Origin of the sequence: Dyadobacter pollutisoli, assembly GCF_026625565.1 — a bacterium.
Taxonomy (GTDB): domain Bacteria; phylum Bacteroidota; class Bacteroidia; order Cytophagales; family Spirosomataceae; genus Dyadobacter; species Dyadobacter pollutisoli.
Genome location: NZ_CP112998.1, coordinates 6,311,465 through 6,329,408, shown reverse-complemented (window position 1 = coordinate 6,329,408; position 17,944 = coordinate 6,311,465). Strand labels below are relative to the sequence as shown.

The following is a 17,944-nucleotide window of genomic DNA, read 5'->3' as shown; positions in this document are numbered from 1 at the left end:
TTAAATCATCTCGGGTGCGGTTTTATATAAATACCTCCTTTTATATTCCAGAGGGGTCATATCGGTCACTTTTTTGAAATGCCGGTAGAAATTAGACACATTATTGAAACCGCACTCGAAACAAATTACTTCCGTCGCCATCTTATCTTCAATCAATAACCGGCACGCCTGGCTGATCCTGATTTCCACAAGGAAATCATTGTAGGTCTTTTTGGTCATTAACTTAAAATACCTGCAAAAAGACGTAATCCCCAAGTTGGCAATGGACGCCACATCCTGTAAAGTGATATCGCTCCGATAGTTCGACAATGTATAGGCGTATATTTTATTCAACCGCAACGTTTCCGTATCATTGGATTTATAGAAAGCGTGCGCAGAGGCAATAGTCTCGTATTCACTCGTTTCTGCCAGTATTTTAAGTATTGATAAAAGCGCAATGAGCCTGTCGAGGTTCTGCGCCTGCACGGCCGAATGCATGAGGGGAACAATTCTCTCCCTGGCCTCACCACTTACCAGCAGCCCTCGTTTCGCTTTTTCGAACAGCTTGGGGATCTGATAAGCCTCGGGTAATAGCAAAAGCTCACTACCCAGGCAATTTGGCAGAAAATGAATAATGATTGCTTCGGAACCAGTATTGCTGTTACCCTCTTCAACGCGCCAGGTATGCGGAAGGTTTTCTCCGAGCAGGATCAATTCTCCGTCCGAAAAATTGCTGATATTATCGCCGATGAACCGTACACCCTTGCCTTTGATAAGATAGTGAAGTTCCAGCTCTGGGTGAAAGTGCCAGACGGTGCCAAAGCCCGAGTCTTTGTCATGTCGAATGCTAAAAGAGGTCCTCGACGGTATCGGGACTTTGTGAAAGTGCGGTTTCATTTTAAAATCGATGCCTGACAGGATTATGCTGAGCTGTCAACATTCAATTTAAAAAGAAAAATCTTTAAGTATCTATCTAAATTGAAAAATAAAGTTTAGAAAAATGCTATTACATCTAAAAATTATAATAGATCAACGCTGGTTACAAAGAAATAATCTTCGTCAATTCTCTTTAAACGAATGAATCTTTTCAAGGTATTGCATCCTGGCAGTCGGGTCTGTGTACTTTTTCATTTGTCCAAAAATCTGGTTTTTCAAATTCATGAACAGGTAAGATTGAAAATTGTCATCCGTTTTTAGCTGAAACCTTTCTTCCCATATTTTTGCAAAAACATCCTGGATAATCAGCTCCGCTTCTTTTTCGTCCTTTAAAATCACAGAACAAAACTTAAAAGCGGGAATATGAAAATAGGAACGCAGCTGTGTGAATGCTGCTTCATCTCCCTGCGTTACCTGATGCAAAATTTGTTGATTAGGAAAAGTCATAGCTGTAAAAAATTATTTCACCAGATTCTTTTTAAACACACTCATTATTCCCAAATCGCTCTGGATCTGATCTATCTCTTCCAATAGGCCGTCCATTCGCTCTTTTAAATCGTCAGTAAGCACACCCACGTCCCTCCGCGTGTAGGTAGAGATTGGGAAGCCTCTCCGCTGCAGACTGTACTTCGCAATTGTCGGATAAGCGGTATGCACCAGATCCATTGACTCCTCAAAGAATTTTTGCAGTTTCGCGATATCCCCCTGCTTTTCGGCATTGTCATAATTGTCGCAGATCCACACGATCAATTCAGGATAAATATTCCCTTGAATACACGATAAACCGGCTGCGCCGGCACGCAAAGAAGCCACTGCATTGACCATATAGGCATCGTAAAGTCCGAAATTAAAGCCTTCCGCCACTTGTATGCGCCTGATCACTTCCTCGATATCGAGACAAGTATCTTTATGGTAAACGACCCGCTTCGTTTTGACCAATTCAGCCAGTACTTCACTGTTTATCAATCGTTTATAAGGAACCGGACATTCATAGAATCCCAATGGAATATCATCCGTCAATGCGATAAGCTCCTTCGCTCTCTCTATAAAAACAGCATCCGATTCATCTTCTTCGGCCAGTAAGCCGCTGATGACGATGACCGCCTGTATTCCGGTACCATATATACGTTTCACAAATGCCGCCTGCTCAGAAATAGGCCCCCCGAATGTGCCCGTTGCCACTACCGGAACCCGGCCTGCAACCTGGTCCACCACCGTCTTGGTGATCTCTAATCTTTCATCCTCAGTCAGTTCATACATTTCGCTGGACAAACAATTGGCAAAAAGCCCAGCCGAACCAGCTTCGAGATACATTTCAGTTAATGCTCTCAATCCATCATAATCGATCTCCCCGGAGTCCAGAAAAGGTGTGAGCATTACCGGAATAAATCCTTTGGGCAGCAGAACGGGGTTTGGCTTTACGAAAGTCATAATTGAGCGTGTCAGGTGTTAAGAAAAACTTTATATCTCTGGATTAGTCGTTGTTATCCATCACAACTTCCCTTTGTCCGGGAACCTGTCGTTTGAGTCTTGTCAGTAGCAAACCCGTCAGGAAGATGGTCAGGGTACCAACTACCATGATCATGTTCTGATGCAACGGGTTGCGTAAAAAGGCGTATTCTTCAGGAAGGCTGGACGAGAACGTCATCCAGATAATGACCACAATACCGATTAAAGTAGCTGTCAGCGCTTCCGCATTTTTAGTATTTCTGGATATAATTCCCAGCAGGAACAGACCTAACATTCCGCCGGCGAAAATACCCGACAACATCCACCACACATCCAGTACACTTTTAACGCCAATCATTGCAATCCCCGTGACCATTCCCAGCAACCCAAAAACGGTAGTAGCAATGTATAGCAAGCGCAACGATTCCTTTGGGGCAAGGTCTGACTTAATGTATTTTTGATAAATATCTACTGAAAAGACTGTTGCCGACGCATTCATCCCCGAGCTGATCGTACTCATAGCGGCAGACATAATGGCTGCTATAATGAGGCCCAGCAAGCCGACAGGAACTTTAGTCACCATAAAGTGTGGCATTACTTTGTCCCCATAATCTGCCGGAGTAAGCGTAGCCGCGAGTTGCGATACAGCATCTGCGGTAGCGCCTGGTAACCTTTCATTAGCCACCTGCATTTTCACAATCTGAAGCAATTCAGGATTGGTCTGATAGTAGGCGTACAAACAGGACCCCAGCAAAAAGAAAATCAATGATACAGGCAAGTACAAATACACGCAAAGCCATACTGAACTTGCGGCTTCTTTGATGGACGAGGTTGTATGATAGCGCTGTACGTAATTCTGATCCATCCCAAAATTGTTCAGGTTCATGAAAAATCCGTACAATAGCACGACCCAAAAGGAGGACTGCGTAAAATCAGGTGCAAAGCTACCGAGGCTGAATTTGTTCTCCGCCTGTCCAATATCTATGATCCGTGACATGCCGCCGTTCATTCCGGTTACTACCAGATAAAGGATTACCAAAGCGCCAATGGTTTTGATCACTCCCTGAACCACTTCCGTCCAGATGACGGCTTCCATACCGCCCATTACCGTATAAAGCACAATGCAAATTCCTACAACGACCATGATAGTCGACATCGGATAGCCCGTCAATGCCTGTAAGCTCAATGCAATTCCAAAGAAAATAGAACCCATACGGGCCAACTGCGTCAGCAAAAAGCAAGCTACCGCATAGGTACGTGCCCAGGAGCCGAATCTATGTTCAAGGTGAGTGTAGGCTGAAACTGCGCCTGTATTCCTATAAAAGGGAATGAAATACTTGGTTGCTACCCAGGCGGCCAATGGCATGGACAAGCTGAATACTAATGAATTCCAGTTGCTCCCGAATGCTTTGCCCGGTACGCCCAGAAATGTATTACTGCTCAAAAATGTAGCATAAATCGAGATACCAATTGCCCATCCTGGAATCTTTCCCGAAGCTTTTGTGAACTGGTCAGCACTGGTGTTTTTTCGGGAAAAATAAATCCCTACCGCGACCATCCCCACCAGATAGGCAATCACAATGACAAGATCTACGAGTGGTAAGGATTTCATTGTACTTTTTTGCTAAGTATAACTTTACCACAAAGAAACAGGATCAAGCGAATGGTTTTGTATCGTTTCGTATCCTATTATTGTACGATATTATCAAAGAAGCCGGGGTTAGCCTTTGAGATTGGCTTATTATTCTACCATACTCTTATCACGGAAGAAATAACCGATTCCAACAGTGGAAACAATGATTAGCACTATTAAAATAATTTTAGTGGCTAATCCCTCATTGGGATGTTCCAGCAGGTAGCGAATGTCCTGCGCTTCCTTCCCTGCCCACACCGCCAGCGCGGTACGTGGTATCATGCCCATTGTGCCACCCGCCAGTACCTGTTTGAAACGTGCACCGGCCATGGCGAAGAACAGGTTGGTGATCGCAAAAGGCAATACAGGCGAAAGTTTGGCAAAGAAAATGAGCCTTAATTCATTTTTATAAAACCGGCGCAGCAATGTGCCTACCTGCGGGTACACCTGGATCAGATACTCGCGTACGGAAGATGCGTGCAAAAAATGCGCCGATACATATATGATCGCAATAGCGCCGAGGTTAAGCCCAAATAACATGGGCAGAGCGCTCCATCCTAGAAAATATCCATAAACCAGCGCAAGGAAAGTGGGCGGTGTAAGTGCTGCCGAGGATGCAAGCGTCAGAATAAAAGTGACGCCAAGCCACCATTCAAGTGCTAGATTACGGAGTATATTCTCGTGACTAATGGCCCAGGCAGTGAGAATAGAGGTGGTAACAAGCGGAACGACGGTCATTAAAATACTGACAATGACCGGTAATGAAAATTTTTTAGGTGTAGTGGTTTCCAAGGCTAATGTATCTTTAAAACGTGTTCTCCGTTCCGCTAACAGGATAACCACTTGTTTGACTAAAAGGTTTTTCACAATCTTACCTTTATCACAGAAGATTATTCCAGGTCCCGCAAATGCGTCAGTGGACGCAAATTTGGGATATTCACGGTCCGTTGTCGTCGTACATTTGTGGCTTTAAAATACCATAACAATGAAATTCGGAACCAAAGCAATACATGCAGGCGTGGAGCCTGACCCAACAACCGGTGCCATTATGACACCGATTTACCAAACTTCCACCTACGTTCAGGAAAGCCCTGGCAAACATAAGGGATATGAATATTCCCGCACCCACAATCCTACCCGGACAGCTTTGCAAAACGCTTTGGCTGCTTTGGAAAATGGTCAATACGGAATTTGTTATGCTTCCGGCCTCGCTGCTACCGATGCAGTTCTTAAACTGTACCGTCCCGGCGACGAAATTGTGGCAACCAATGATATTTACGGAGGTACATACCGGATCATGAAACGTGTTTTTGAACCATTCGGGTTGATTTTCAAATTCGTTGACCTCAGCGATGCTGATAGCCTGGCAGCGGCGATCTCTGACAAAACCAGAATGGTATGGATCGAAACACCCACCAATCCGCTTCTGAAAATTCTGGACATTGAAAAAATCACCCGGCTTTGCAAAGAAAAAGGCATTCATAGCGTCGTGGATAACACTTTTGCTTCGCCATATCTTCAAAACCCACTGGATACCGGAGCGGACATTGTCATGCATTCTGTTACCAAATACCTGGGCGGACATTCGGATACGGTAATGGGCGCATTGGTTACCAATAATGACGAACTGGCTGCCCGGCTCGCCTTTATCCAGAATGCCAGTGGCGCAGTGCCAGGCCCGCAGGATTGCTTTTTGGTATTGAGAGGCATTAAAACCCTGCACATTCGAATGCAGCGACATTGTGAAAACGCGATGAAAGTAGCGCAATGGCTTGAAAATCATCCCAAAGTAAGTAAGGTATACTATCCCGGACTGGAATCTCACCCCGGCCATGCATTGGCAGCACGTCAAATGAGAGATTTCGGAGGAATGCTTTCTTTTGAATTGAAAGGGGACATTTATGAAGAGGCGGTGAGGACCATGGAGCGGCTGGAAGTATTTTCTCTCGGGGAGTCGCTCGGGGGCGTAGAGTCCCTGTGTACCCACCCCGCCAGCATGACGCACGCGAGCATACCGAAGGAAGAACGCATGAAAGTTGGCTTGAAAGATACATTGATCCGCCTCAGTGTTGGTATTGAAGATGTAGAAGACCTGATTGCCGATCTGGAACAGGCTATCGGCGGTGATTAGGTTTCTGCTTTGCAATCAAACATCAAAACAATTACTTTTGAAGCTACATTTTAAAGACACTAAACATTAAATAATAAATGGAATTAACAGGAACAGTTATCTCTTTGCTACCTGAGGTGAACGGCCAGGGTAAAAACGGAACATGGCGCAAGCAGGAATTTATTCTTGAAATACCTTCCCAGTATCCTAAGAAGGTCTGTATTTCACTTTGGGGCGACAAAATTGATCAGGCTAACCTGCAAATAAATGACTCGGTAACTGCATCAATTGATATTGAAAGCCGTGAGTACAATTCCCGCTGGTACACAGAGGTGAAAGCATGGAAAGTGGATAAAGCAGGAAGCGGCGGTTCTTCTTCAGCTTCTGGCAGCAACCCATTGCCTCCCGTTACTACATTTACCGAGGACGAATCTGACGATCTTCCCTTCTGATCCCAAATAAACAAACATAACGCTCTCCGCGACATCCGACCATCCTCGTGAAACACATTGTTCTTATTTTCATTGGCGGCGGATTAGGTAGTTTGGCACGTTACGGGGTGGGAAAAGCATTTTCTACATGGTCGTCAATATTTCCTTTCGGAACATTGACGGCCAATATACTAGCCTGTCTCATTCTGGGAATATTTACGGGCTGGTCCACATTCAGGTCGCCGGATGCAGTGCTTACTTACCGATTATTTATAGTTGTGGGCTTTTGCGGGGGATTCAGCACGTTTTCTACATTCAGCAACGATACCGTGCAGCTCATGGCCAGCAACCGCTGGACGGAAGCAATTATCAATATTTTTGGCAGCTTAATTCTCTGCCTGGGCGCAACTGTGCTGGGAATGTGGCTTGGAAAACAGTTTATCCCGGCGTAAAACAGCTAGCTTGACTGATAGGCCATCGACATCGTAAACTTGTCGATCATTTCCTGCGGATGAACTTCCAAAATCCTCGCCAGTACCATTACTACCAAGGTATTGGATGCAATTTTGCGTGGGATACCTGCTACCGCGGCAAACAAATCCACCGTCACGGATTCCTTTTCATCCAGCAGCTTCATTAATTTCTCTTCCTTGTCGCCATACTGAAAACGGACATCCCGCTCGCCTCTTCCCCTGCGCATGATCTCCTTCATTTCCCGGCTGGCCTGGATCGACTTATCCTCCACCCGGATGTATGCCTGTCGGTAACCGGTACCATCCACTACATAATGCGGCTTATCGACGCTACGCGGTATCGTGAGTACCAGCACGTCCCGGTCGGGACTGACCGGTATTCGTTCTTTTCGGAAACTAATTTTGGGGAAAATATACTTGTCGATGGCTTTTGTGAGTGTGTACTCATCTTCCTCGACATCTTTGAGGCCCTTGATGGTTTTGTCGTCGCCTACTCCGACGAACAACTTTCCGCCACCAGAATTTGCGAAAGCGACAACTTCGCGGACAATTTTCTCGGGATGATTGGATTTCAATTTGAATTCCACGTGCTCACCCTCACCTTTCTTAACCAGCTCTTTCAACAATCGAAGCTCCATCAGTTGGATTGGATAGATATCTGAATTATGACTAATCACTTTCGGTAACTTCCTTGCCTTCCTCTATGATAACGCTAACAATTTACATTCCTTTTATCAGATTTAAAAAAAATAAGGAACGAGTTTGCGTAAAAAATGCGGTTTTTGATAACAAAAAAACGGCACCGATAGAGTGCCGTTTCCTTATTTAGTATTCATCTTCATTGAAAAAGAAATCGTCTTTTGTCGGATAGTCGGGCCAAATTTCCTCAATGCTTTCATAAGGCTGACCATCATCTTCAAGCTCCTGAAGGTTTTCAACTACTTCTAACGGAGCGCCTGTTCTGATTGCAAAGTCAATTAGCTCGTCTTTGGTAGCTGGCCAGGGAGCATCTTCAAGGTACGATGCGAGTTCGAGAGTCCAGTACATAATATTTTCGCCTATTAATAAGTTACTTTACTTTTTTGCAAAAGTAAAAAATTTGACATCTTTTAAAAGCTTAAAGCGAAAAAAAACAAAAATAATTGCTGTTCTAAAAATATTATTTTCTTTCTCGATTTAATCTTTTGTTGTTCAAATAGTTAACCATGGTATCAAGCCAATAATGTCTCCGCTGAAATCCCCAGCCCTCTATGTAGTTTTCGTATCATTTCAAGGGTTAAAGGCCTTTTCCTGTTCAATACCTCAGATACACGGCTGGCGCTGCCAAAGTAACTGATCAGGTCTTTTCTTTTCAGTCCCTGCTCTTCAATTCTCAGTTTTATTGCCTCAACAGGATCAGGCGGCTCAATCGGATAATGCTTCAATTCGTAATCCTCGACCAGGATCGATAGCAGTTCCAGTAATTCTTCCTCTGGGCTGTTTTCTTTACAATCCACAAGCGTATCAATGATTGCAAGATATTTTCGGTACTCTGGATCTGAGTGAACTGGCTTCAATTCAGATTTAATTTGTTCCAATGTGTTCATAACGTTCAAATGTTCTTAATGTCCTTAATCCTATCGTATTCTTTGTGTGTGCCTACGAATCTGATATATACGCGTTGCAGATTATACCGGAATAAAGCAATCAGCCTGTATTTGTTACTACAGATATTGAATACAATGCGATTGTTTCCAACTGTATCAGTCCTGGGATTATCCGCAATAACCTCATTGGGCGATTGGTAGTCCGCATTTTTTACTTTTTCGTACCAAAATTTCAGATCTTGTTCAGCGTCTGGATATTTCTGCCAAAAATCGTGCAATGTTCCCTTCGTAATTATTCTCACCCGACTAGTATTAAATTCCCAATTTGGTAAATTATATACAATATTGGGAATTTAATTCATTCCTCCAAATTCTCGATTCCGGTCCCGCTCAGCGATAAGCATTCAAAACCTTTTCGTAATTTCCCCAATCATTAGAAACATTAAAATATGACCATTGAAGTTTGTGCTTATTCCCTTGAATCCTGTATCAATGCACAGGCGGGAGGAGCCGGAAGAATTGAGCTGTGCGGAGGGTTGGGCGAAGGCGGTACCACGCCCAGCGCCGGATTGATTGAAGTAGTAAGGCAACATATTGATATCAACCTATATGTGATGATCAGGCCGAGAGGTGGGGATTTCGTGTATGATGTGTTTGAAGAAGAAATCATGCGAAAGGACATTGATCTCGCCAAAAAACTCGGTGCAAATGGTGTCGTACTAGGCATTCTTACCGCCGACGGCCAGGTGGATGTACAACGCACCAAAGCGCTTGTCGACTATGCTTACCCACTCAAAGTCACTTTTCACAGAGCGTTTGACCTCACGCCAGATCCGGTGAAAGCATTAAAGGCCGTAATCGAAACCGGCGCCGAAAGAATTCTTACATCCGGGCAAAAAGCTTCCGCTCCGCAAGGTATTGATCTGCTCCGCAAACTGGCCGAGGAGTCGAATGGTGCCGTTGAAATTATGGCTGGCGGAGGTGTTAACCATACCAATGCCGCTGAACTGGCGGCAGCAGGCATACATTCGCTTCACCTCACGGCGAAAGCATTCCGTCCGGGCCGACAGAAATATTTTCCCGAGGGAATTTCAATGGCCGGAGAGATCCCCGACGAGCGATCTGTTATGTACAGCGATCTCGCTCTTGTAGAGGCAATTGTACAAGTAGTTTCAGAGTAAAATCCCTCTTTTATCAGTAATGTTGAATTCGCCCCCCACTATATGAAATTTGTCAAAGCGATCATTTCCCTCATCGTTACTGGTGCCCTTATTTACGCATTGAACAGACCTTTGGGGCCTGCTCCTGCATTAGGGCCATTTCTGAGCCCGTTTACCGGCTTTTGGCAAAACGGCGAAGCGCCTGCTGATCCCAAAAGCAAGCAGGTTCTTAAACTGGGCGGGTTGAAAGATGAGGTGACCATTCGCTTTGACGATATGGGTGTCCCGCACATTTTCGCAAAAAACGATTTCGACCTTTTTTATGCCCAAGGCTATGTCACTGCCAAAGACCGCCTGTGGCAAATGGATTTGCAGACAAGAGCTGCGGCTGGAAGGCTTTCCGAAATACTGGGGGAAGTTACTTTGCCGCTTGATCAGCAAAGCCGCCGATTGGGAATGGGTTACGGCGCGGAAGCTAATTTGAAAATGGCTATGAGCGATCCTCATTCCAGCGAAGCATTACTTGCGTACACTGCGGGAGTTAATGCATACATTAGTCAGCTCGCACCAAAAGACTACCCTGTAGAGTTCAAGCTGCTTGGCTATAAACCGGAGCCCTGGCAGCCCATCAATACCATGTACGTGCTGGAACAGATGACATTGACTCTCGCGGGAAGGTCTAATGAAATCAATATGTCCAATGTTTTGAAAAAATATGGAAAAGAGGTAGTTGAACAGCTATTTCCGGACTACCCGATGCTGCAGGAAAGTCCTATCATTCCGGTCGGGACGAAGTGGGATTTTAATCCACTGCCTGTTCCAAGAGAAATTGTAGAACTGGAAACAGATGACAGCATTTCTTACAGCAAGAAGCCAGCAGGCACATTGCCGGAGAGGCAACCCAAAGAGGAAGGCATAGGGAGCAATAATTGGGCGGTGAGCGCTGAAAAATCAATGACCGGCTACCCGATTCTCGCCAATGACCCTCACCTCGACCTTTCGCTACCCTCGATATGGTACCAGGTGCAGCTTCATGGTCCCGATATGAATGTGTATGGTGTTTCGCTACCAGGTATTCCAAGTGTTATCATTGGCTTTAACCAGAATGTAGCCTGGGGAGTTACCAACGTGGACGCCGATGTTTTTGATTTATATAAAATTAAATTCAAGAGTGATGCTCGTAATTTTTATTGGCATGGCGATCAATGGAGACGGACCCGCAAACGAAAAGAGGTCATTCAGGTAAGAGGAAGACTAAAACCTTTCGAGGAAGAAGTTGTGTATACCCACCACGGGCCCGTCACCGAATCTGACAAGACCGCTGGGAAATTCCCAAACCTCGCTATCAAATGGATAGGACATGAGCCGGGCAACAGCTTCATTACATTTTATGAATTAAACAAGGCTAAAAACTACGACGACTACCGTCTGGCACTGACTAAATACGTCGGCCCGGCGCAAAACTTCGTTTTTGCCGATAACAGCAAGAATATTGCCATCACCGTCAATGGCAAAATACCATTGAAATATAAGGATCAAGGCAAGTTCCTCCTCGATGGTACCAATCCTTCGCACGACTGGAATGGCTGGGTTCCCGCAGATCAGAATCCTTTTGTAAAAAATCCGCCGCGCGGTTTTGTGAGCAGCGCCAATCAGTCTTCAACCGATCCTTCTTATCCTTATTATATCAACTGGTCATTTGCCCCTTCGGAAAGAGGAATACGGATCAACGAGCGGCTGGACGCCATGGTTAATGCCAATGCTGACAGCCTGAGATTGCTTCAGAATGACAATTTCAGTGTTCTGGCCAGGACGATACTCCCGAAATTACTGGATATCCTTCATGTAGCGGCGTTGAGCCCCGCCCAAAAAGCTGCTAAAATCACATTGTCGAACTGGAACTATCAAAACGCGCCGGAGTCCGTGGCCACAACCATATTTGAAGAATGGATGCCCATGCTGCGCAGTGCGATATGGGACGACGAATTTGGCTCTGATAAGGAACCGATGGCCATTCCTTCCCGTGACCGCACATTGTACCTGATATTGAAACAGCCCGAAGAAAAATGGTTTGACAACATCCATACACCTGAAAAGGAAACACTTTCCGACATTGTTTCAGGAAGTTTCAAAGCTGCATTGGATAGCCTGGTCGCCAGACATGGCCCTATGAGCCCGGGATGGCAATGGTCTAAAATAAAGGCGACCGAGATCCGTCATTTGAGCAGAAGCCTGAAACCCTTCAATGCGCCGCCGCTTACTACCGGCGGTGGAAGCAGTATTGTGAATGCGACTACTAAAAGAAAAGGGCCGTCGTGGCGGATGGTCGTCGAACTTGGGCCTACTCCACGTGCCTATGGAATTTACCCTGGCGGGCAGTCGGGTAATCCCGGTAGTCCTTACTATCTGAACTTGTTGAAAAAATGGGAGCATGGAGAGCTGAATGAGCTGATCTTCCTGAATTCCCCCGATCAGGACAATCCACATTTGACATCAAGGGTGATTTTACAAAAAAACTAAAAACATTCACTACATGAACTTTGCAATCATCATCATCCTGTCTGTCATATTGCAGCTTTTCGCTCCGTGGTGGGTAATCGCCATTGTCCCTTTAATTATACTTTTTTGGAGGCCTGCCACTACATCTGAAGCTTTCTGGACAGGGTTTGCAGGCATTGCGTTGCCGTGGCTGGCTTATGGCTACTATCTTCATTTTATTTCGGAGGGTGCGATGTCCGATCGCGTCGCCCAGATATTCTTTCTCCCCAATGGTATCCTGATTTTGATCGTAACAGCCCTTGTCGGCGGTCTGACGGGTGGTTTGGCAGGAATTGCAGGACATTACGTCCGCGAGGTTTTCAGGCAATCGCCAGTGAGGATTTCCGGCCGCACGTCATAATGTGGCTATAACCCAGGTGGGATATCCATTGTACTTAAACACAAATCATTATCTTTGCGGCTCGTTCAAAAAACAATAAACCTTAAAAACGTGAACAATAATACTTCGTTAATTTGGAACATCGTCCTTTCTTTGGCAGTAGCGGTGTTATTCTTTTTACATTTTTCCGGTAAGCCTTCAGGAGATTCCGGAGCAGTAGCAGACGGTGGTGTAGTCGCAGGCCGTCGTACAGTTTATGTTCAGGTAGACTCTCTTTTGAAAAACTACGAGTTTTTTAAGGATACCAGAAAAGAGCTTGAAAACAAGAATTTCCAGCTTGAAAATGAGTTGAACACAAAAGGACGTTCTCTACAAAACGAAGTCGCTTTTTTTCAACAAAAAGCACAAACCATGACTCCTGAGCAAGCACGCTCCACAGAAGCTCAATTGATGAAAAAACAACAGGATCTGGTAGCTTATCGCGACCAGTCGGCGCAGGCCCTGGGGCAGGAAGAAGCTAAAAAGAATGAAGAGCTTTATAAAAATATCAGATCTTATATCGACAAATACAACAAAGAGAATGGCTACGAATTTGTATTGGGCTACTCTTTGGGCGGAGGCATTTTGTTTGCCAACCCTTCTCTGGATGTTACCCAGAAGATCCTGGACGGCTTGAACAAAGAATACAAATCTTCAGGAAAACCAGCTGCTGCTGATTCTACTAAGAAATAATCAATACAGTAAAAAGCGAAAGCAGGCGGCTAATTGATAGCCGCCTGCTTTCGCTTTTATATCATTTCAAACTGGTATCTACACTGCCGACGAAGACAATTTCGCGCCAATGTACTCCCTGTTCATCCTTGCAATGTTCACCATACCGATCTCTTTTGGACATTCTGCCGAACAAGCGCCGGTATTGGTACAGTTTCCAAAGCCTTCTGCATCCATTTGAGCAACCATTTTCTCCGCACGGATCTCACGCTCAGCCTGTCCCTGAGGTAATAATGCCAGCTGCGATATCTTGGCCGAAACGAACAACATAGCCGACGCATTTTTACATGCAGCCACACACGCCCCGCAACCAATACATGCCGCAGCAGAAAACGCGTCATCCGCCGCTTCCTTCGCGATAGGCAGGCTGTTTGCATCCTGCGCATTACCGGTATTGACAGAAATAAACCCACCCGCCGAAATAACGCGGTCAAAAGCATCACGGTCCACAACCAGGTCCTTGATCACCGGGAAAGCCTTTGCTCTCCACGGCTCTACTACAATCGTATCTCCATCATTAAAAGAACGCATGTGCAGCTGGCAGGTTGTAACACCTTTCAGCGGGCCATGCGGACGGCCATTGATATACATGGAGCAGGCTCCGCAAATACCTTCACGGCAGTCATGATCAAACGATACAGGCTCTTTTCCTTCTACAATGAGCTGCTCATTTAATACATCGAACATTTCAAGAAATGACATATCAGGAGAGACATGGTCGAGCTTGTAATTCTCGAACCCTCCTGCTGTATCTTTATTACTTTGTCTCCAAACTTTCAGTGACAAACTCATATTTCCTTCCATACCTATATTCTTTATTACTGAGATTACTTTTTCTTATAAACTATAAATTCACTGTCGTAAGCGAGGTAATTCTTTCCGTATACATTCAAATCAGCGAGCTTTTCTTTTTGGCTGAAAACCCTTGCCTGGTCATATAATGTGGCAAAGGTTGCGGCTTCCTCTTTCGTAGCCCTACCCAAGTCCCACGGACGGAAAACGACCCAGTTTGGCTTCAAATAATTGATCAGCTGAACATAAGACTCTGTTTTCAATTCCTTTCTTGCATTGATCACCTTGGTATTACACAATCCGGGATAGTCATACATGGTCAATCCCGAATAAAATCCTATGTACCCCAATGGTTCAAGAAACACTGTTTCGTTCGGCGTCTTCGATTCTTCTTTCAGCCAGAGCCCGATTTCTTTTCTCAATCCATTCTCTATAATATCCTGCTGCCAACGCATTTGTAACAATCCGCCCGTATAAACCCAAAGCTGCGCGATCAGCAATATTCCCAGCACTCCTAGAGACAACCACTTTACATTTCCAGTGCCAGCTAATCCCTTCGCAGGTTGCGCCACTGCACATCCAAGGCTTACAAGGCATATCACCATCACAGCGGGTATGTACCAGGGATAGATCGTTGGTGAAAAAATATTCAGATACGATGCGATTAAAAATGCTGCGAATGACAAAAACCTTGCATTTGCATTGACTTTGGGAATAACCCAAAGAAAAACGGCAACGTATGTAACAACCTTCAATACAAATAATAAGACTGGTGGCCAGCTTTCATAATAATAATAGGCTGGCGCAAAAATCCATAAAAATGGCGCTTCCGAAGAAACAAAACCCATGAATACGGACTGCACATAATGCCAGGTCCTGTTCATAATACTCTCCGCCGTGAGCGTAAAGCCTTTGGCCAGAATCGTATTAGGGACTGGATTTCCATAGTACCACCAGGCAAAAAGCACCCATGGCAAATAGAACAAAATCCCTAGCATGCCGCCTTTGAAAAACGCTGCGAAATGTGTTTTGGAATTATTCCTGAACAACAGATAACCTAGCAAAAGAGACCCGATATGAATAAAAGCATCCGGGCGGCTCCACATTAAAAATGCAAAAATCAACCCAAGTCTCAGCGGATCCGGGTTACCCGTTTTAAACAGCTCCCTCACCAGCAGCACTATTCCTAGCAGCATAAAGGCCGTTTCCATACCATTAATGCTATAATCAATGCTCTTTTCATCAAATATCAGTGCCAGCGTCACCAGCAAAGCCGGCAAAATAGGCGCCTTAATGAATGTCGAAAATAAGTCAAAGATCAATTTCGCTACCAAACCGATCAGCAGCATATTAACAATTCTGAACGACCAGATTACTGCTTCATCGTCCCTCGTAATAAAATGAAGCAGCGCAGGTATCAGCGTTCCCAGTGGGGACGTGAATGAATGCACTCTTTCATTCATATTAAAAGTAAACCCCAACCCCTCAGATAAATTCTTCGATGCCCTGAAAGTAATGTACCAGTCTTCCCAACGATGATCCGTATAAACCGCAAAAAACAATGCTGACAAAATGCCAAGGACAAAAACCCCAAAGGATAATGCCTTCTGAACCGATACCGTCATGAAAAGACCTACTAGAGGTGTTGAGTTATATTAATGAGACAAAGATATATCTGTGTCATCATCAGGTATTAATCACTACTTGTAACTTCTCTGTGCAATCTTAATGTTCTCGTAAATGAGATCCTCTTTGTGAAGCTCCCATTCTTCCACGCCTTTATGCTCCCATGCCGAAACATACATATAGTTTTCGTCGTCACGGAGCGCTTCTCCTTCTTCCGTCTGAAACTCTTCCCGGAAATGGCCCCCGCAGGATTCATTTCTATCCAAAGCATCAATACACATCAATTCACCTAGTTCGATGAAATCTGCAACACGGTTTGCCTTATCAAGTTCAGGGTTAAAGTAGTTAGCAGTACCCATTACTTTCACATCGGACCAGAAATCTTTACGAAGCTGTCTGATCTCTTCAATCGCTTCCTTCAGTCCCTGTGCATTACGGGCCATACCGCATTTGTCCCACATGATCTTGCCTAATCGGCGGTGGAACAATTCAGGAGAAGTATTACCCTGAATACGCAGTAGCGTATCGATCCTTTCTTTAACCTCTTGTTCGGTTTTAACAAAAGCTTCGTGGTCTGTCGAGATTTTTCCGGTACGGATCTCACTCGCCAGGTAGGAACCAATGGTATAAGGAATTACGAAATATCCATCAGCAAGTCCCTGCATCAAAGCAGAAGCCCCCAAACGGTTTGCTCCGTGGTCGGAGAAATTCGCCTCTCCCAATGAGTACAAGCCTGGAACTGTGGTCATTAGGTTATAGTCAACCCAAAGACCTCCCATGGTGTAGTGTACCGCAGGATAAATCCGCATTGGTACTTCATATGGGTCTTCGCCGGTAATCTGCTTGTACATATCAAACAGGTTACCATATTTTTCTTTCACTACTGCCTTACCCCAAGTGGTAATGTCGGCATCGGAAGCATTATGAATGTTATTTTTATTGGCTTCACCACGTCCGTAACGTTCTACCGCAGCTGCAAAGTCAAGGAAAACAGCCAATTTTGACGTTCCTACTCCATAACCCGCATCGCAACGCTCTTTCGCAGCACGTGAAGCGATATCACGCGGTACTAAGTTACCGAAGGCAGGGTACCGGCGTTCCAGGTAGTAGTCACGCTCGTTTTCAGGAATTTCGTTCCCGGGACGGGTATCATTTTTGGCTTTCGGAACCCAGATACGTCCATCGTTACGAAGCGATTCCGACATCAAAGTCAGTTTAGACTGATGCTCACCGGAAACGGGGATACAAGTAGGGTGAATTTGCGTAAAACATGGGTTACCAAAGAATGCACCGCGTTTGTGGGCTTTCCAAGCAGCAGTAACATTGCTTCCCATGGCATTAGTCGACAGGTAAAATACGTTTCCGTAACCTCCTGTGCAAAGCAACACAGCGTGGCCCGCATGTCTTTCCAATTCACCTGTAATAAGGTTTCTGGCGATAATACCGCGGCATTTGCCATCGATATTAACAACATCCAGCATTTCGTGACGGTTGTACATTTTGACGGTACCCATCCCAACCTGGCGCTGCAGACCTGAATATGCTCCTAACAATAATTGCTGACCTGTCTGGCCCGCAGCATAAAATGTCCGTTGAACCTGCGTACCACCGAAAGAACGGTTGGACAGCAAACCACCATATTCACGTGCAAACGGCACACCGGCCGCTACACATTGATCAATAATATTACCCGAAACCTCAGCCAGACGGTGTACATTGCCTTCTCTGGCTCGGTAGTCACCTCCTTTAATGGTATCATAAAAAAGACGGTAAACCGAGTCACCGTCATTCTGATAATTTTTTGCAGCATTAATCCCTCCCTGCGCTGCGATCGAGTGCGCGCGACGTGGAGAATCCTGAAAGCAAAAAGCCTTTACCTTGTAACCCAGTTCAGCCAGCGTAGCCGCAGCAGAAGCACCGGCCAAACCGGTTCCCACTACGATAATTTCAAGGTTACGTTTATTGGCAGGGTTAACAAGCGGTACCGAAGACTTATATTTACTCCATTTGGTTTCAATCGGCCCCTGAGGTATTTTGGCATCCAGACGAGATGAAGTTGCCATATTTTGAATGTTATTTAATCGAGTGTTTTAAATAGAAATTTTAAGCATTGCTCCGCA

At 45.1% G+C, this 17,944-nt stretch carries 19 protein-coding genes; 7 read left to right on the top strand and 12 right to left on the bottom strand.

Translation table 11 applies throughout. The annotated features are described in order from the left end of the window. The 5 genes from ON006_RS26120 to ON006_RS26100 form a co-directional block, all read right to left on the bottom strand. Complete coding sequence (locus ON006_RS26120; protein ID WP_244824181.1) at window positions 1-876, bottom strand: AraC family transcriptional regulator; 876 nt, start codon at window positions 874-876, stop codon at window positions 1-3. Window positions 877-1,038: 162 nt separating this feature from the next. Then, window positions 1,039-1,362: an RNA polymerase sigma factor gene (locus tag ON006_RS26115; protein ID WP_244824180.1), complete on the bottom strand. Its 324-nt coding sequence runs from the start codon at window positions 1,360-1,362 to the stop codon at window positions 1,039-1,041. A 12-nt stretch (window positions 1,363-1,374) separates the two neighbouring features. Beyond that, a complete protein-coding gene (locus ON006_RS26110; protein WP_244824179.1) occupies window positions 1,375-2,346 on the bottom strand; it encodes a dihydrodipicolinate synthase family protein in 972 nt (323 codons plus the stop codon). A 43-nt stretch (window positions 2,347-2,389) separates the two neighbouring features. Further along, window positions 2,390-3,976, bottom strand: coding sequence for a sodium:solute symporter family protein (locus ON006_RS26105; protein ID WP_244824178.1), 1,587 nt, complete (start codon window positions 3,974-3,976; stop codon window positions 2,390-2,392). A 129-nt stretch (window positions 3,977-4,105) separates the two neighbouring features. Beyond that, window positions 4,106-4,864, bottom strand: a complete 759-nt coding sequence (locus tag ON006_RS26100; protein WP_244824177.1) for a TVP38/TMEM64 family protein — start codon at window positions 4,862-4,864, stop codon at window positions 4,106-4,108. A gap of 118 nt (window positions 4,865-4,982) precedes the next feature. Between ON006_RS26100 and ON006_RS26095 the strand changes: the two genes are divergently transcribed. From ON006_RS26095 to crcB, 3 genes are all read left to right on the top strand, one after another. Beyond that, complete coding sequence (locus ON006_RS26095; RefSeq protein WP_244824176.1) at window positions 4,983-6,128, top strand: cystathionine gamma-synthase; 1,146 nt, start codon at window positions 4,983-4,985, stop codon at window positions 6,126-6,128. Between the two features lie 77 nt (window positions 6,129-6,205). Then, complete coding sequence (locus ON006_RS26090; protein WP_244824175.1) at window positions 6,206-6,559, top strand: DUF3127 domain-containing protein; 354 nt, start codon at window positions 6,206-6,208, stop codon at window positions 6,557-6,559. Between the two features lie 47 nt (window positions 6,560-6,606). Then, window positions 6,607-6,990, top strand: a complete 384-nt coding sequence (gene crcB / locus ON006_RS26085) for a fluoride efflux transporter CrcB (protein WP_244824174.1) — start codon at window positions 6,607-6,609, stop codon at window positions 6,988-6,990. Between the two features lie 5 nt (window positions 6,991-6,995). Here the strand turns inward: crcB and ON006_RS26080 are convergent, their stop codons facing one another. The 4 genes from ON006_RS26080 to ON006_RS26065 all read right to left on the bottom strand — a co-directional run bounded on the left by ON006_RS26080 (window position 6,996) and on the right by ON006_RS26065 (window position 8,899). Further along, window positions 6,996-7,649, bottom strand: a complete 654-nt coding sequence (locus ON006_RS26080; RefSeq protein WP_244824173.1) for an AlbA family DNA-binding domain-containing protein — start codon at window positions 7,647-7,649, stop codon at window positions 6,996-6,998. A 187-nt stretch (window positions 7,650-7,836) separates the two neighbouring features. Next, entirely contained in the window at window positions 7,837-8,058 is a 222-nt protein-coding gene (locus ON006_RS26075; RefSeq protein ID WP_013927448.1) for a DUF2795 domain-containing protein, read from the bottom strand. Between the two features lie 164 nt (window positions 8,059-8,222). Further along, window positions 8,223-8,597, bottom strand: coding sequence for a helix-turn-helix domain-containing protein (locus tag ON006_RS26070; protein ID WP_244824172.1), 375 nt, complete (start codon window positions 8,595-8,597; stop codon window positions 8,223-8,225). A gap of 5 nt (window positions 8,598-8,602) precedes the next feature. Next, entirely contained in the window at window positions 8,603-8,899 is a 297-nt protein-coding gene (locus ON006_RS26065; RefSeq protein WP_244824171.1) for a type II toxin-antitoxin system HigB family toxin, read from the bottom strand. 147 nt (window positions 8,900-9,046) lie between these two features. Between ON006_RS26065 and ON006_RS26060 the strand changes: the two genes are divergently transcribed. The 4 genes from ON006_RS26060 to ON006_RS26045 all read left to right on the top strand — a co-directional run bounded on the left by ON006_RS26060 (window position 9,047) and on the right by ON006_RS26045 (window position 13,367). Further along, entirely contained in the window at window positions 9,047-9,778 is a 732-nt protein-coding gene (locus ON006_RS26060) for a copper homeostasis protein CutC (protein ID WP_244824170.1), read from the top strand. Between the two features lie 42 nt (window positions 9,779-9,820). After that, window positions 9,821-12,277, top strand: a complete 2,457-nt coding sequence (locus tag ON006_RS26055; RefSeq protein ID WP_244824169.1) for a penicillin acylase family protein — start codon at window positions 9,821-9,823, stop codon at window positions 12,275-12,277. 13 nt (window positions 12,278-12,290) lie between these two features. Next, entirely contained in the window at window positions 12,291-12,656 is a 366-nt protein-coding gene (locus tag ON006_RS26050) for a hypothetical protein (protein WP_244824168.1), read from the top strand. Window positions 12,657-12,746: 90 nt separating this feature from the next. Beyond that, window positions 12,747-13,367 carry an OmpH/Skp family outer membrane protein gene (locus ON006_RS26045; RefSeq protein WP_244824167.1) on the top strand — a complete coding sequence of 207 codons (621 nt, stop codon included), beginning with the start codon at window positions 12,747-12,749 and terminating at the stop codon, window positions 13,365-13,367. 78 nt (window positions 13,368-13,445) lie between these two features. Here the strand turns inward: ON006_RS26045 and ON006_RS26040 are convergent, their stop codons facing one another. The 3 genes from ON006_RS26040 to ON006_RS26030 all read right to left on the bottom strand — a co-directional run bounded on the left by ON006_RS26040 (window position 13,446) and on the right by ON006_RS26030 (window position 17,887). After that, entirely contained in the window at window positions 13,446-14,198 is a 753-nt protein-coding gene (locus tag ON006_RS26040) for a succinate dehydrogenase/fumarate reductase iron-sulfur subunit (protein ID WP_244824240.1), read from the bottom strand. A gap of 35 nt (window positions 14,199-14,233) precedes the next feature. Then, the gene (locus ON006_RS26035; RefSeq protein ID WP_244824166.1) at window positions 14,234-15,823 is read right to left on the bottom strand and encodes a DUF8728 domain-containing protein; all 1,590 of its coding nucleotides are present in this window, start codon (window positions 15,821-15,823) and stop codon (window positions 14,234-14,236) included. A 75-nt stretch (window positions 15,824-15,898) separates the two neighbouring features. Next, the gene (locus ON006_RS26030) at window positions 15,899-17,887 is read right to left on the bottom strand and encodes a fumarate reductase/succinate dehydrogenase flavoprotein subunit (RefSeq protein ID WP_244824165.1); all 1,989 of its coding nucleotides are present in this window, start codon (window positions 17,885-17,887) and stop codon (window positions 15,899-15,901) included. Window positions 17,888-17,944: the final 57 nt, after the last annotated feature.

Excerpts from the sequence above, each read along its gene's own strand:
- ON006_RS26090 (WP_244824175.1), top strand. The coding sequence starts at position 6,206 with ATGGAATTAACAGGAACAGTTATCTCTTTGCTACCTGAGGTGAACGGC.
- ON006_RS26040 (WP_244824240.1), bottom strand. The coding sequence starts at position 14,198 with ATGAGTTTGTCACTGAAAGTTTGGAGACAAAGTAATAAAGATACAGCA.
- ON006_RS26115 (WP_244824180.1), bottom strand. The coding sequence starts at position 1,362 with ATGACTTTTCCTAATCAACAAATTTTGCATCAGGTAACGCAGGGAGAT.
- ON006_RS26120 (WP_244824181.1), bottom strand. The coding sequence starts at position 876 with ATGAAACCGCACTTTCACAAAGTCCCGATACCGTCGAGGACCTCTTTT.
- ON006_RS26095 (WP_244824176.1), top strand. The coding sequence starts at position 4,983 with ATGAAATTCGGAACCAAAGCAATACATGCAGGCGTGGAGCCTGACCCA.
- ON006_RS26110 (WP_244824179.1), bottom strand. The coding sequence starts at position 2,346 with ATGACTTTCGTAAAGCCAAACCCCGTTCTGCTGCCCAAAGGATTTATT.
- ON006_RS26070 (WP_244824172.1), bottom strand. The coding sequence starts at position 8,597 with ATGAACACATTGGAACAAATTAAATCTGAATTGAAGCCAGTTCACTCA.
- ON006_RS26035 (WP_244824166.1), bottom strand. The coding sequence starts at position 15,823 with ATGACGGTATCGGTTCAGAAGGCATTATCCTTTGGGGTTTTTGTCCTT.
- ON006_RS26060 (WP_244824170.1), top strand. The coding sequence starts at position 9,047 with ATGACCATTGAAGTTTGTGCTTATTCCCTTGAATCCTGTATCAATGCA.
- ON006_RS26105 (WP_244824178.1), bottom strand. The coding sequence starts at position 3,976 with ATGAAATCCTTACCACTCGTAGATCTTGTCATTGTGATTGCCTATCTG.
- ON006_RS26050 (WP_244824168.1), top strand. The coding sequence starts at position 12,291 with ATGAACTTTGCAATCATCATCATCCTGTCTGTCATATTGCAGCTTTTC.
- ON006_RS26055 (WP_244824169.1), top strand. The coding sequence starts at position 9,821 with ATGAAATTTGTCAAAGCGATCATTTCCCTCATCGTTACTGGTGCCCTT.
- ON006_RS26080 (WP_244824173.1), bottom strand. The coding sequence starts at position 7,649 with ATGGAGCTTCGATTGTTGAAAGAGCTGGTTAAGAAAGGTGAGGGTGAG.
- ON006_RS26075 (WP_013927448.1), bottom strand. The coding sequence starts at position 8,058 with ATGTACTGGACTCTCGAACTCGCATCGTACCTTGAAGATGCTCCCTGG.
- ON006_RS26030 (WP_244824165.1), bottom strand. The coding sequence starts at position 17,887 with ATGGCAACTTCATCTCGTCTGGATGCCAAAATACCTCAGGGGCCGATT.